The following is a 13,051-nucleotide window of genomic DNA, read 5'->3' on the forward strand; positions in this document are numbered from 1 at the left end:
GTTTTAGTGAAGCGGAAAGATAAGTTTATTTTTACAGCTCAGTATCAAGCATTATGTACACAAAGGAAATAGAAATAACCCTGGCACAGCTGGCCAAAGACCTGCTGAAGCACCAGCAGCAACAAACATTGCTGCATTCCATTGACGAAACCCTGGAGGCATTACGCCGGGTCATCAGCTACAACGACTGGCGCTATTATGTACAGAGTGATCCCGTGCTCAGCGACTATGAGTACGATCAACTCTTTGCCTGGCTGAAGAAACTGGAAACAGCACATCCTGATCTCATCAGCCCGGACTCGCCTACCCAACGTGTGGCCAAAGGCCTTACCAAAGAATTTGTAACCGTACAGCACCTCGTGCCCATGCTCAGTCTGGAGAACTCCTATAATGCGGACGATCTTATTGACTGGGACCGTAAAGCCCGGGAGGCAGCAGGACTACAGGAGATAGAATACTGCATAGAGCCTAAGTTCGATGGCGCCAGCATCTCCCTCATTTATGAGAACGACCGGCTGACCAGAGGCGCCACCCGTGGTGATGGTATTGCCGGTGAAGACATCACCACCAATATTCGCCAGATCCGCTCCATCCCGCTGTCTGCCAGCTTCTCCAAATATGGCATCCATCAGATAGAAATACGGGGAGAAGTGCTGATCAACAAAAATACATTCAAGGCATTCAATGATAAACGTATCGCTGAAAACCTGCCACCACTGGCCAATCCACGCAACGCGGCCTCCGGCTCATTGCGCATGGTAGATCCCAATGAAGTGGCCAAACGCGGGCTGGAAGCGTTTCTCTATCACATGAGCTATCATACCATGGAAGCAGGCCAACAGGAACCCGATGCCATCAAAACACACAGCGGCACCCTCGACCTGTTGTCCACCCTCGGTTTCCGCAGCCCTGCCAAAGAGAAAAAAGTAGTGAAAGGCGTTCAGGCTGTCATCGATTATTGCCTTCAGTTTGAAGCAGAACGCGACAACCTGCCTTACGAAATCGACGGCATGGTGATCAAAGTAAATGACTATGCCCTGCAGGACAAGCTGGGCATGACGACCCACCACCCCCGCTGGGCCATCGCCTATAAATTCAAAGCCCGTCAGGCTACCAGCCGCCTCCGTGCCGTAGAATTCCAGGTAGGCCGTACCGGCTCCATCACGCCGGTAGCCAAGATAGACCCTGTTCATATCGGCGGGGTGACCGTATCTTCCATCTCTCTTTTTAATGAAGATGTTATCCGGGAGAAAGACCTGAAGCTGGGCGATATGGTGCTGGTGGAAAGAGCCGGCGATGTAATCCCTTACATCGTTAAATCCGTGGCCGACCTCCGCACCGGAGAAGAGACAGATATCCTGTTCCCCTCCCAGTGCCCCGTTTGCGGCGATCAACTCGTAAAACCGGAAGGAGAAAGCGTTTTACGCTGCACCAATATCAACTGTGAAGCCCAGGTAGTGGAACGGATGATCCACTTCGTCAGCAAAGACGCCATGGACATCAAAAGCTTCGGCGAAAGCAATGTCCGTAAGTTCTATGCACAGGGCCTTATGAAAGACATCCCCGGCATCTATGAGCTGGACTTTGAAAAGATCGGTACCATGGAAGGCTTCGGCAAGAAGTCGCTGAGCAACCTGCAAACAGCGATTGAACAATCCAAGTCGCAGCCACTGCACCGGCTTATCTTTGGCCTCGGTATCCGCTATGTGGGCGAAACAACCGCCAAAACACTGGCCAATGCTGTCACCAACATCATGGACCTGCGCAACTGGACAGAAGAACAGATCCTTGCCCTGGAAGATATCGGCCCTAAAGTTGCGGGTTCCATCCGGGTGTTCTTCACCAACGATGACAACATTCATATGCTGGAGAAACTGGCTTCGCTGGGCATCAATATGACCAATACCAAAAGCGAACGCCATACCGGCGGTAATCTCGCTGACCAAACCTTCCTCTTCACCGGCACCCTGCATAAGCTGAAACGCAGCGAAGCAGAGGAAATGGTGGAACAACAGGGCGGTAAAATAGTGAGCGGTGTGAGCAGTAAACTCAACTACCTCGTGGTAGGCGAAGAGGCCGGCAGCAAACTGGAAAAAGCCAAGAAGATCAATACCATCAGGATTATCACGGAAGATGAGTTCCTGGAGATGATTAAATAGGATTATGATTGACGATACTTATTACATGAAACAGGCGCTGAAAGAGGCGCACAAAGCTTTTGAAGACGGAGAAGTGCCCATCGGCGCCGTGGTAGTACTTAACAACCAGGTAATTGGCCGGGGGCACAACCAGGTAGAGCGGCTGAATGATTGTACCGCCCACGCAGAAATGATTGCGCTTACCGCAGCGTTCAATACGCTGGGCAGCAAATACCTGATGGAGGCCACCCTGTACGTCACCGTGGAACCATGCCTGATGTGTGCCGGGGCCTTGTACTGGAGCAAAATCGGCCGCATCGTATATGCGGCAGCGGATGATAAAAACAGTTACCGGCGTGCCACCGGAGAACGGTCGCCCTTCCATCCCAAAACAAAGCTGGAAGCCGGTCCGTGTAAGGAAGAAAGCCTCCAACTGATGAAAACCTTTTTTGAGCAAAAACGATAACCATATTGCTGAACCAAACCTTTATTGAAAGACCGGAACTTATGCACACAAAAAACATCGTTGTCATTGGCGCTTCCGGCCATGGCAAGGTCGTGGCAGACATCCTTGCACATATGCCCGGTTACCGGGTGATGGGATTTATCGATGCCTACCTAAAAAAAGGGACCGTTTGTTTCGGTGACCTGACCGTGCTGGGAGCAGAACAGGACCTTCCTGCGCTGATGGCCACGCAACAGATAACAGGCGGTATTGTAGGTATTGGCGACAACTGGATACGTAGCCAGGTAGTGGCCAAAATACAGGCCCTTGTGCCTTCTTTTGAATTCATCAACGCCATCCATCCCGCTGCGGTGATATCCGATACCGCCAGCATCGGCCACGGCAATGTGATCGCAGCCAACGCGGTGATCAATACCAACACCGGCATTGGCCATCACTGCATTATCAATACCGCCGCCTGTATAGAACACGATAACCGCATGGATGATTATGCCAGCGTAGCGCCACGGGTAGTCACCGGCGGCAATGTATCTATCGGTGCCTATACAGCGGTGAGCATTGGCGCAGTGGTGAAACACGGCATCAGCATTGGCGAGCAAAGCATCATCGGCGCCGGCGCCGTAGTGCTTAAACCAGTGGAGCCTTTCAGTATCTGGTATGGCGTACCGGCCCGTAAAATGGGAGAACGCCAGGCAGGCGACAGATATCTCTGATCAATTACGAATGACGAACGAATTACGAATGACGAATTGAGGGCTGTCTATTGGAGTCGGTTACTTAATAACTTTCCCAATAAACAGCCCTCAATTCGTCATTCGTAACTTGTAATTCCTAATTATTTCTGGTTCTGGTTCTGCATCAGTTTATTCATCGCCATCATCTGTTTCATGGTTTGGTCCATGCCTTCAGAGGAGCCATCGAGGAAAATAACGTTGCCTTTGGAGTTCTCTGCAAAGTTTTTGATCGCTTCTGTCCACATGGAGAAGAGGATCACCGATGTATCGAGATTGGCTTGTTGCATCTCTTTGGCGGCGGTGGTCATACCTTTGGCCACCTCTTCGCGGAACAGGGCCACGCCCATACCACGCAATTGAGCTGCCTGACGTTCCGCTTCCGCAGCAATTTTGATGGCGTTACCATCCGCTTCGGCAGCTTTGGTTTTAGTGATCAACAACGCCTGGCCTTCGTTTTCTGCAGCGGCTTTCAGGTTGTTGGAAGCCACCACCTGCGCCATGGATTTCATGATCACCTCATCAAAAGTGATATCATTCATCTGAAGGTCCAGCAGGTGAAAGCCCCACTCTTCCAGGGTTTTATCTATTTGTTCTTTTACGTGTTCGGTAATGTCTTTACGCAGTCCCAGCACTTCTGCCTGCCTTTTAGTGGCCACAAAACCACGGATAGATCCTTCGATGGTGCGTACCAGCGCCTGCATGAAGCTTCTTTCGTCCATGAACTTAAAAGCTACGTTTTTCAGGGTTTCTTCTTCCTGGTTCCAAACGGAATACAGCAGCATCGCTTTAAAATAAACATTGGCCTGATCTATCGTGATGGCCTGAAATTCCAGCTCCACAGATCTGTTCTGGATAGAAATTTTCTTAAAGACTTTTTCAATCAGGGGTATTTTCCAGTTCAGTCCGGGAAACAATATCCGGTTGTACTTACCGAAAATAGTGGTGATAGCCACATTGCCCTGCTGTACGGTCACAAAAGAAGATAAGATGACTATCAGTGCCAGAAATCCCAGGATCAACAGAAATACATTCATAATGCGTGTTTTTGGTTAGGTAGGGTTTGATGGCCTAAATATAATCAAATAAAAACGCAATGCACAGGAAGGGCAAGGGAATACCGGCAAGCTGAAAGCAGGTTAATTTTGAGGGTGTTTGTATGAAGACAAACAATGGATGAAAAACTGAGCTTAAAAAGACAATGAATGAAAATTATAAAAAGCTGAGTTAATTAGATCCGTTGTTTTCTTCTGAAGAATATGAACACGTCGTCCAGTTCTATTTGTTTCAGCTGGTAGGCCAGCCGGGTCCTCAGATCTTCCGTCTCGTCCTTGATCTTTCTGTACTGGTCCTTCAGATTTTCATAACGCTCTACTATCTCTTCTGCGGTGGCAGTTTGGTCCAGTTGTAAGATATAAAATGCTCTTTCCTCGGTTATCATAGTGATAGGGGTATTTCAGCCAATAATCATGTCCGGATGTTTAAAAAACATACTTCTTTTTGATTCACTAAATTAGTGGAGATACAAAAGCAAGCAAATACCCAACCTTGGGTATTTTTATGAAAATTTAGCAAGATTTAGCAAAAACTTTTTTGCACTTTTTGCATTCGCAGGGGCTGACAATCAATAAAATACAATTTAATAATATATTTTTCATTCCTAAGGTGGTATAATGAGGGTAAGGGAAAACCGATGCTAAAAAAGGAAAAACCGATACTATTTTAACATAAAGACTGGTTATTGAAAACCTATCTTGCGGGCGATGGCCACCAGTTCAGTGGTATTACGCACCTTCAGTTTCAATCGGATATTTTTGCGATGTGTTTCAACAGTGTAACGACTGAGGTTCAGAGAGTTAGCAATCTCTTTGTTGTTGAGCCCCTGCACAGCCAGTCCCAACACGTCTTTTTCACGCGGGGTCAGCTTGTTCAACAGATTTTCGTTCTGCCGGCGCAGTATTTCATTGAGTGCTACCGTGAGCTGCGCATTGGTATCAATGGCATTGGTGAGGTCCAGGAAAGCGCAGATGATCTCTTTCACTTTCCCATGGCTGTCCCACGTAAAGGGTACTTCCATCCCGAGGAGCCAGCGGTATTCTGTCTCCCCTTTTTTGCGGATACGGGCCACGCCGCCAAAATGGCTCTTATTGTCTATGAAAGATTGCTGAGCCACGCTCGCCATCTTAAAATCATCCGGATGCATGATATGCCGGAAGAAATCCATTCCCAGACCAGTCATCTCCGAAGGAATATAACCAAAGGCTGCCGCCAGATAATGGTTGCACCAGGTAATGGTTTTGTTATTGTTATCATAACAATAAAGCATGGCAGGTACACTGTTTACAATGCTCTCCAACCATTGATGACGATCTTTTAGCTGCTCAATTTCCTTTTGCAAGGCGGTGAGGGAAAGGTTTTGCCCTAAGTCCGAGCCTGTATGCATACTATACGTTTTAAACAAACAATAGGTAAACAACTGTCAGGCACATACGAAAAAACATGTCTGATGTTACGTCCTGTTAAACCGAGTATATGTAAATATAAAATAATTTTCCATATGACACAGCATTAGACGGGGCCTAATTTAGTAATTGAAAATTGAAATTGATTTTTAACGGATTGGCAGTAAATTTGGCGACTATCAGTAAATAATATTTTCAAACCCAATAAAAATAAGAGTTATGGCATTTACACTCCCGAGCTTACCCTACGCTACCGACGCGTTAGAGCCGCATATTGATAAATTGACAATGGAAATTCACCATGGTAAGCACCATCAGGCATATGTTGACAATCTGAACAAAGCGATTGCCGGCACTGAGAACGAGAATAAATCACTGGAAGAACTGGTGGCAAATGCTGGAAAAATCAGCCCTGCTGTAAGAAACAACGGCGGTGGGCACTGGAACCACAGCTTCTTCTGGACCAGCCTCGCTCCTAATGCTGGTGGCCAACCTACCGGTAAACTGGCAGATGCCATCAACAGCACTTTTGGCTCTTTTGATGCCTTCAAAGAGAAATTCAACGCTGCCGGCGCTACCCGCTTCGGTTCCGGCTGGGCATGGCTGATCGTAAAAGACGGTAAACTGGAAGTTACCTCTACCCCTAACCAGGACAACCCGCTGATGGACGTTGCTGAAGTAAAAGGCACGCCTGTCCTGGGTGTTGACGTATGGGAACACGCTTATTACCTGAAATATCAAAACCGTCGTCCGGAATACCTGAGTGCATTCTGGAACGTAGTTGACTGGAACGCTATCAACAAAAGATACGAAGCAGCACTGTAAACATTTAGGGATTTCTTGATTTACGGATTTTTTGATTTCGTGGATCAGGAGAGCGAATAAAAAAACAGACCGAAGCAATCACTCGCTTCGGTCTGTTTTTTTATCAGTCTACGAAATCAAAAAATCCGTAAATCAAAAAATCTCTAAATCTCCTTGATCTTGATGTTCTTAAACCAGATCTCGCTACCGTGGTCCTGCAACGTAATGTGGCCTTTTTTAGACATTCCGTAGCCTTTGGCGTCTTTCCACTTGCCTTCTGCTTTGTGTTTCTTCCACTCGTCTGTCCACAGCTCGTATTCGGCAGTTTTCTGCCCATTCAGCCAGTGCTCCACATGTCCTTTGTTGACAATGATCTTAGTGGTATTCCACTGTCCGATAGGATTGGAAGCAGCCACCAGCGGAGGGTTCATGGCATAGTTAGCACCGGTTTTCTGCCAGTCTTCCAGCTTCTCCGGGAAGTTGTTGTCATCAATGATCTGATATTCCGGGCCGCTGAGGTACGGTGCATCAAATTCTTCCGTTACCATATACAGGATGCCGCTGTTGCCTTTAGGCGCCAGCTTCCAGTCGGCCGTCAGCTCAAAGTTTTCGTATTCCTTATCGGTGATCAGATCACCCCGTTTATCGCTTTTATCGGTAGTGCTGCCCAGGCAGTGCAGCACGCCATTTTCTACTACCCATGGTTCAGTGGGTTTGTTTTTGAAACCGCGCCAGCCGTCTTTGCTGGTACCGTTGAACAACAGCTGCCAGCCCGCTGCCTTATCAGCATCGCTGAGGGAGGTAATGGCAGTGGAATCTACCGGCGTTGAAGACGGTGCGCCGGTGGTCACCGAATCCTTTACGACGGTTGAATCTTTTACTTCTTTGATAGCCCCTCCACCGCAAGACATGACAGTAGCAGCCATTACGGACAAGGCAGGTACTAAAAACTTCTTCATATGGTTCACGTTTTTATGATTATATAACTTTCAGGTTCTGTGGGTCCCACTGAATGATCTTATTGTTGAAATAACTTTCGTTACACAGTAATGCCGGAGCAGCTGCACGGAAACCGAACAACGGATCTTCCGCTACTTTACCACCGGTACGCATGGCATTGAACAGGTTGTAGAAGTGATCAAAATGCGCGCCTTTATAACCTTTGTCAGCTTCGTACACCATTTTATCGGGAGGCAACATTTCCGCACGGTGATAGGTATACGATTTAGCCGCATCTGCAGCGGCATTCGCAGCAGCCAGCGGATCATTCTCGTCTACCGCTATCCTGTTACGATACAACGTTACACGGTCCCATTCTACGGTCATAGAGCCTTCGCTGCCTACCATGCGCAGGTAGTTGGTACCACCGGTACCATCTACGAAGTTTACGCGGAGTGACAGGTTAAACGCAGGGTGGATGGCTGTTTCCGGATAGTCGAACATACCGAGCATGATATCCGGTACTTCACGGCCGTCTTTCCAGTAACGCAGACCTCCGGTGGCCATTACTTTATTAGGACCGATGGAGCCGGTCACGAGGTGAAGACTGGAAAACAGGTGTACGAACAGGTCACCGGAAACGCCGGTACCATAGTCTTTATAGTTACGCCAGCGGAAGAAACGCAGCGGGTCAAAAGCACGTTTGGGCGCGTTTTTAAGGTAGGCGTCCCAATCTACTGTTTTGGGAGACGCGTCGGCCGGAATAGGGTACTGCCAGGCACCGGTAGGCGACATACGTGCCCAGAAGCCTTCTGCATAGTTCAGTTTACCGATAGCACCGTCTTTCAGCAGCTGACGGGCTTTTTCGTTGCCCAGTGAGCTCATGCCCTGGCTGCCTACCTGATACACTACCTTGCTGTTTCTTTTCTGTGCATCCACTACGGCCGGACCTTCGGTAACGTCGTGTACCATAGGTTTTTCGCAATAAACAGATTTGCCTTTGTTCATCGCTGCCACAGAAATCTCCTTATGCCAGAAGTCCGGAACTGCAATGATCACCGCGTCAATATCTTTACGGTCAAGGATCTCATTGTAGTTACGGGTGGTGAAAATGTCATTGCCCCATTTCTTTTTGGCGTCCGCAAGGCGACCGTCATACAGGTCACAGGCGGCTACCAGTTTCACACCGGGTACGGTGATCGCGGTGTTGGCATCTGCTGTGCCCATACCACCGGCGCCAATCAGCGCCACCTGGATCTGGTCATTGGCACTGTATTTTTCGTTTAGTCGTGAGAGTGATTCAACGTTCCGTTTTCTGTCAGCTGCTGTAAGGATGTTAGGCAATAAAGAAGCCCCCACCACACCTTTGGCAAATTTGCTGATAAAATGCCGGCGTGAGCTTTCGTTGGAATTTACTGGCATGTATATCTTTTTACTTTAATGGAAGAAATTGATGAATGCGTTTGTTAAAATAAAAACAATAAATGGGAAATCATAATTTTAAACACACGAAAGCCTGCTCCGGGCAAGGGAAGCAGGCTTTACGGTAAGTATTGTATGTAATGGAATTTACTTGCGGCTGGTGCTGAGCGCCTGTTTATACAACGCTGGATCGCGCAACATGGCTGCTGCCGTGGTTACTTCGCGGTCCCATACCAGCGACTTGGCGATGCGCCCATGCTGCGAATAATACCGGTTGGCAATTTCCTCTTCCAGCAAGCGTTTGATCTCGATTTTATTTTTCAGCAGGTCTTGCTTCTTATCATGTTTCATCTTCTGCTCCAGTTGTTCCAGCTCTTTAGACACTGCATCATAGTACTTTTCACGCCTGGCCGTGTTCTTGAAATTCTCCAAAGCATCTTCACTACGGGTTTTATAGCTATAGTCCTTGTTGTCCAGATAACGCTCAAAATCAGCAAACTCCTCATCTGTCAGTGCGAAGTCCGCTGCGGGCGCTACTTTAGGATGACTGTAATAGTAGCTGGTAGCGTAGTCGAATATAAACTGTTTACGCAGCAGGGTGGCAGATACCTGGCTGATGTAGGTGGGAGGTACCAGCGTGTCCGGTTCAATACCACCGCCATCTTTTACCGTACGGCCGTTGACGGTATGAAATGTTTTTTTCAGGGAATCGGGCACATAGTCTACACTGCCATCATCATTACGATGGGAGTAGTCGATGGCCTGTATACAACGACCGCTGGGAGTATAATATTTAGCGGTGGTCACTTTCAGTTTGGTATTATAAGGCAGCTGGCGGGTTGTTTGCACCAGCCCCTTGCCGTAGGAGCGCTGACCTATCACCAGGCCTCTGTCGAGGTCCTGAACGGCCCCTGCCACGATTTCTGCGGCGGAGGCAGAAGAATGGTTGGTCAGTACCGCTAACGGAATGTGGGTATCCAGCGGCGCCTCTGTTGTCTCGTAGTTACGGTCCCAGTTTTTTACTTTGCCTTTGGTGCTTACAATCAGCTTGCTCTTGTCTACGAAGATATTGGACACTACCACCGCTTCATCGAGCAGGCCGCCGGGATTGCCGCGCAGGTCGAGTATCACGCCTTTCAGACCGGGGTTGGCCTGTTTCAGTTGCTGGAAAGCACTGCGTACCATGGCACCGCTGTTTTCGGTGAACTGTGTCATGCGGATATAGGCCACATCTTTGCCTACCAGGCCGGAGTAGCTGACTGGTTTTACGTTGATTTCCTCCCGGATGATTTTTTTGGGTGATTCCTTCCCTGATACCGGATTTCTGAAGAGGATATCGAGAGCGGTACCCGGAGCGCCTTTCAGCAATTTGCTGATTTCTTCCTGCGGGGTGTCTTTCACCGATTTACCATCCATGGTAACGATGATGTCCCCGGGTTTTACACCGGCTTTGTCCATCGGGCTGCCTTCGTATACATCGGTGATGGTGGTCCATTCCCCGTTTTTATTGATAGAAGCCCCTACGCCGCCATATTTACCGGTAGCCATGAACTTCAGGTCGTCCAGGTTTTCTTCGGTCACAAAGTCGGTGAAAGGGTCGGTTTCTTCGAGGATGGCCTCAATACCGCGGTGCATTACTTTTTCCGGAGGCAGGTCATCTACGTAGTAGGTGTTCAGTTCCCGGTAAAAGGCGGCGAAGATGTCCAGGTTCTTGGCGATCTGGAAGTAGCGGTCGCTTTCGTTATAGGCGAAGAGGCCACCGGCGGTGATCAGCAACAGCAGGGCTGCCAGTATTTTTTTTCTTTTATTCAGAAATGCACGCATGCAAAGAGGGTATAAGATGAATAATTGATGATCGTTGGCGGGTGGATACGGAACGGTGTCAGGGAACCGGATCATAACCGTGCCCTCCCCAGGGATGGCACGACAAAATACGTTTTATCGTGAGATAGCCTCCTTTAAAAACACCATATTTTCGGAACGCTTCCAGTCCATATTGGGAGCAGGAGGGCGTATAGCGGCATTTGGCGCCGAGCAGCGGAGAGATCAGCCACTGATATACTTTAATCAGGAAGATAAACGGGTAACTTAACCAGCGCTTCATAGTAGCATCACTTTTAGGCCAATAACCGGCAGGGGTGTCGGCTTTTAGTAAAACAACTTTCCCAGCATTCCCTAAAAGCTAACAGCAACAGGCTAGTAGCTATTCTTCAATTTCTCTAAAATTACCGAAATTTTGTGGTGCAGGGTAGAAAAATCCGCGATTTTTTTGTCGGTATAGACGAGGAAAATGGCTAGTTGGCGGGATTCAGCGCGCAGATGATCATACAATCCCTGCTTTTGGAGGCGCCAGGCTTCACGGGACAGACGTTTGATGCGGTTGCGGTCTACCGCATGGGGAAAACGTCGGGAGGAGGCGCTAAAGCCTACCTGCACCGGATACTTATCTACCGGCAATTCCTTAACGGGCAGGTAAATGATACGGAACGGGAAAACAGAAAACGCTTTTCCTTCACGAAAAAGCGTTTCAATAAGTTTTCTGCTCTTTAACCTCTCTTCTTTTGTAAAAGAATAAGTTTTTATGGCAAATAGTATTTAGCTACTGGATTATTTCAGCTTACGCTCGTCAGAAACAGTCAGCTTCTTACGACCTTTTGCTCTACGGGAAGCCAGCACCTTACGGCCATTGGCAGTTTCCATTCTCTTTCTGAAGCCGTGAACGCTCTTTCTGCGTCTGTTATGCGGTTGAAAAGTACGTTTCATTTCTTTTTTATGTTTTTACCTGTACTATACTAAAAGATTCCCCTTGCGGAGACACTATTTTTAAAACGGAAGGCAAAGGTAGCAGAAATAATTCAAAAAGTAAAATAAATCCCAAAATACCTGCTTCCGAAATAAAAAATGGAATACAGCACCAGCCGTATCCCATTTAAATATTTAAATATTTTAATATTTAAATTATTTAATGCCCAATTTGGTTTTTACCGCAGGCAGCAGGTCGTCAGCAGACGGAGACACCAGCAGCAGACCAGCAGAGCTGTCGATTACATAACCGTAACCTTTCTCTTTGGCAACATCTTCGATCGCTTTACGGGCTTTATCGTAGATAGGTTTCAGCAGCTCCTGTTGTTTCTGCTGTACCTGCGTTTCAGCTCTTTCGCGGTAATCCTGGATACGTTTCTGAGCGTCCTGGATTTCACGGCCTTTGATTTCTTTCATATTTTCAGTCATGCTGGCCGCTTTGTCGTCGAATTCTTTTACTTTTTTAGTGTACTCGTCCACCATTGTTTTGCCCTCAGCTTCCAGGCTTTGTGCATAAGTCTGGAGATCAGTCTCTGCTTTTTTGGCTTCCGGCATGCTACCTACGAGCGCTTGCGCATTGATATGTGCTACTTTGGACTGGGCCATTGCATTCACGCTGAACAAACCGGTAACTGCTACGAAAGCAATAATTACGAACTTCTTCATGATGTTGTCTGTGTTTAAAAAAATTTTAATACTTATTAGTTAAAAAATAGGTACAAGATAATTATTTCTTTACGCCCAGCGATTTCAATATTTCCTCGCTTTTATCCAGTTTAGGATCTGAGAAAATCACGGTGGTGCCGCCTGCCTTGTCCAGCACAAAGTCATACATCCTGCTGGCAGAAAGCTTCTGAACAGCATTGTAGATCTTGTCCTGAATCGGCTTTACCAGCTCCTCCCGTTTTTTAAACAGGTCCCCTTCATATCCGAAACGTTTTTTCTGCAGGTCCTTTGCCTCTTTCTCCTTTACCACTATCTCGTCTTCCCGCTTGCGTTTCAGCTCTTCTGTGAGCATCACCTGCTCCGCCTGGTAAGACTTATACATTTTATCCACTTCCTGGAACTTGACATCAATTTCTTTCTGCCATTGTTCCGCCACTGCATCCAGCTTCTTCTGGGAGTCCTTATATTCAGGAATGCTCTCCAGGATATATTTGGTATCTATCACACAATAGCGCTGTGCACTCGCTGCACCTGCCATGGCCAACACTAAGGCCGCTGTAATAAATAATTTCTTCATGCTACTATAGATTTTTGGCTTCCGGGAAAACCGGTTAATCTTTG

The 13,051-nt window shown here is 47.6% G+C and carries 15 protein-coding genes; 4 read left to right on the forward strand and 11 right to left on the reverse strand.

Annotated features, from left to right (window positions below):
- Positions 1-53 precede the first annotated feature (53 nt).
- The 3 genes from ligA to ICL55_RS09275 are packed head-to-tail and all read left to right on the forward strand — an operon-like array spanning position 54 to position 3,317.
- On the forward strand, positions 54-2,159 hold the full coding sequence (ligA, locus tag ICL55_RS09265; protein WP_188096311.1) for an NAD-dependent DNA ligase LigA: 2,106 nt from the start codon (positions 54-56) through the stop codon (positions 2,157-2,159).
- Positions 2,160-2,163: 4 nt separating this feature from the next.
- Positions 2,164-2,604: a nucleoside deaminase gene (locus ICL55_RS09270; RefSeq protein WP_168871166.1), complete on the forward strand. Its 441-nt coding sequence runs from the start codon at positions 2,164-2,166 to the stop codon at positions 2,602-2,604.
- Between the two features lie 41 nt (positions 2,605-2,645).
- Positions 2,646-3,317 carry an acetyltransferase gene (locus ICL55_RS09275; protein WP_188096313.1) on the forward strand — a complete coding sequence of 224 codons (672 nt, stop codon included), beginning with the start codon at positions 2,646-2,648 and terminating at the stop codon, positions 3,315-3,317.
- Positions 3,318-3,439: 122 nt separating this feature from the next.
- Here the strand turns inward: ICL55_RS09275 and ICL55_RS09280 are convergent, their stop codons facing one another.
- The 3 genes from ICL55_RS09280 to ICL55_RS09290 form a co-directional block, all read right to left on the reverse strand.
- Entirely contained in the window at positions 3,440-4,372 is a 933-nt protein-coding gene (locus tag ICL55_RS09280) for an SPFH domain-containing protein (protein ID WP_188096315.1), read from the reverse strand.
- 194 nt (positions 4,373-4,566) lie between these two features.
- Entirely contained in the window at positions 4,567-4,776 is a 210-nt protein-coding gene (locus tag ICL55_RS09285; protein ID WP_188096317.1) for a C2 domain-containing protein, read from the reverse strand.
- A 297-nt stretch (positions 4,777-5,073) separates the two neighbouring features.
- A complete protein-coding gene (locus tag ICL55_RS09290) occupies positions 5,074-5,778 on the reverse strand; it encodes a LuxR C-terminal-related transcriptional regulator (protein WP_188096320.1) in 705 nt (234 codons plus the stop codon).
- Between the two features lie 238 nt (positions 5,779-6,016).
- On the opposite strand from ICL55_RS09290, the gene ICL55_RS09295 reads away from it, so the two are divergent.
- Complete coding sequence (locus ICL55_RS09295) at positions 6,017-6,622, forward strand: superoxide dismutase (protein ID WP_188096322.1); 606 nt, start codon at positions 6,017-6,019, stop codon at positions 6,620-6,622.
- Between the two features lie 143 nt (positions 6,623-6,765).
- On the opposite strand, the gene ICL55_RS09300 is transcribed toward ICL55_RS09295, so the two are convergent.
- The 8 genes from ICL55_RS09300 to ICL55_RS09335 all read right to left on the reverse strand — a co-directional run bounded on the left by ICL55_RS09300 (position 6,766) and on the right by ICL55_RS09335 (position 13,007).
- Entirely contained in the window at positions 6,766-7,560 is a 795-nt protein-coding gene (locus ICL55_RS09300; protein WP_188096324.1) for a 3-keto-disaccharide hydrolase, read from the reverse strand.
- A 19-nt stretch (positions 7,561-7,579) separates the two neighbouring features.
- Positions 7,580-8,962 carry a Gfo/Idh/MocA family protein gene (locus ICL55_RS09305; protein WP_188096327.1) on the reverse strand — a complete coding sequence of 461 codons (1,383 nt, stop codon included), beginning with the start codon at positions 8,960-8,962 and terminating at the stop codon, positions 7,580-7,582.
- Positions 8,963-9,109: 147 nt separating this feature from the next.
- Positions 9,110-10,786: a S41 family peptidase gene (locus ICL55_RS09310; protein ID WP_188096329.1), complete on the reverse strand. Its 1,677-nt coding sequence runs from the start codon at positions 10,784-10,786 to the stop codon at positions 9,110-9,112.
- A 58-nt stretch (positions 10,787-10,844) separates the two neighbouring features.
- Positions 10,845-11,066, reverse strand: coding sequence for a membrane protein insertion efficiency factor YidD (gene yidD / locus ICL55_RS09315; protein ID WP_188096331.1), 222 nt, complete (start codon positions 11,064-11,066; stop codon positions 10,845-10,847).
- Between the two features lie 92 nt (positions 11,067-11,158).
- Positions 11,159-11,557, reverse strand: a complete 399-nt coding sequence (locus tag ICL55_RS09320; protein WP_343067795.1) for a ribonuclease P protein component — start codon at positions 11,555-11,557, stop codon at positions 11,159-11,161.
- Between the two features lie 12 nt (positions 11,558-11,569).
- Positions 11,570-11,725, reverse strand: coding sequence for a 50S ribosomal protein L34 (gene rpmH / locus ICL55_RS09325; protein WP_012788729.1), 156 nt, complete (start codon positions 11,723-11,725; stop codon positions 11,570-11,572).
- Between the two features lie 195 nt (positions 11,726-11,920).
- The gene (locus tag ICL55_RS09330) at positions 11,921-12,430 is read right to left on the reverse strand and encodes an OmpH/Skp family outer membrane protein (RefSeq protein WP_188096333.1); all 510 of its coding nucleotides are present in this window, start codon (positions 12,428-12,430) and stop codon (positions 11,921-11,923) included.
- A 61-nt stretch (positions 12,431-12,491) separates the two neighbouring features.
- Positions 12,492-13,007 (reverse strand): OmpH/Skp family outer membrane protein, encoded by a 516-nt coding sequence (locus ICL55_RS09335; RefSeq protein WP_188096336.1) that lies wholly within the window; start codon positions 13,005-13,007, stop codon positions 12,492-12,494.
- Positions 13,008-13,051: the final 44 nt, after the last annotated feature.

The organism is Chitinophaga varians (assembly GCF_014529945.1).
In the GTDB taxonomy this organism is placed as follows: Bacteria; Bacteroidota; Bacteroidia; order Chitinophagales; family Chitinophagaceae; genus Chitinophaga; species Chitinophaga varians.

What these genes read in the sequence shown, in the direction of transcription:
- ligA (WP_188096311.1), top strand. Translation starts at nt 54, where the DNA reads ATGTACACAAAGGAAATAGAAATAACCCTGGCACAGCTGGCCAAAGAC.
- ICL55_RS09270 (WP_168871166.1), top strand. Translation starts at nt 2,164, where the DNA reads ATGATTGACGATACTTATTACATGAAACAGGCGCTGAAAGAGGCGCAC.
- ICL55_RS09275 (WP_188096313.1), top strand. Translation starts at nt 2,646, where the DNA reads ATGCACACAAAAAACATCGTTGTCATTGGCGCTTCCGGCCATGGCAAG.
- ICL55_RS09280 (WP_188096315.1), bottom strand. Translation starts at nt 4,372, where the DNA reads ATGAATGTATTTCTGTTGATCCTGGGATTTCTGGCACTGATAGTCATC.
- ICL55_RS09285 (WP_188096317.1), bottom strand. Translation starts at nt 4,776, where the DNA reads ATGATAACCGAGGAAAGAGCATTTTATATCTTACAACTGGACCAAACT.
- ICL55_RS09290 (WP_188096320.1), bottom strand. Translation starts at nt 5,778, where the DNA reads ATGCATACAGGCTCGGACTTAGGGCAAAACCTTTCCCTCACCGCCTTG.
- ICL55_RS09295 (WP_188096322.1), top strand. Translation starts at nt 6,017, where the DNA reads ATGGCATTTACACTCCCGAGCTTACCCTACGCTACCGACGCGTTAGAG.
- ICL55_RS09300 (WP_188096324.1), bottom strand. Translation starts at nt 7,560, where the DNA reads ATGAAGAAGTTTTTAGTACCTGCCTTGTCCGTAATGGCTGCTACTGTC.
- ICL55_RS09305 (WP_188096327.1), bottom strand. Translation starts at nt 8,962, where the DNA reads ATGCCAGTAAATTCCAACGAAAGCTCACGCCGGCATTTTATCAGCAAA.
- ICL55_RS09310 (WP_188096329.1), bottom strand. Translation starts at nt 10,786, where the DNA reads ATGCGTGCATTTCTGAATAAAAGAAAAAAAATACTGGCAGCCCTGCTG.
- yidD (WP_188096331.1), bottom strand. Translation starts at nt 11,066, where the DNA reads ATGAAGCGCTGGTTAAGTTACCCGTTTATCTTCCTGATTAAAGTATAT.
- rpmH (WP_012788729.1), bottom strand. Translation starts at nt 11,725, where the DNA reads ATGAAACGTACTTTTCAACCGCATAACAGACGCAGAAAGAGCGTTCAC.
- ICL55_RS09330 (WP_188096333.1), bottom strand. Translation starts at nt 12,430, where the DNA reads ATGAAGAAGTTCGTAATTATTGCTTTCGTAGCAGTTACCGGTTTGTTC.
- ICL55_RS09335 (WP_188096336.1), bottom strand. Translation starts at nt 13,007, where the DNA reads ATGAAGAAATTATTTATTACAGCGGCCTTAGTGTTGGCCATGGCAGGT.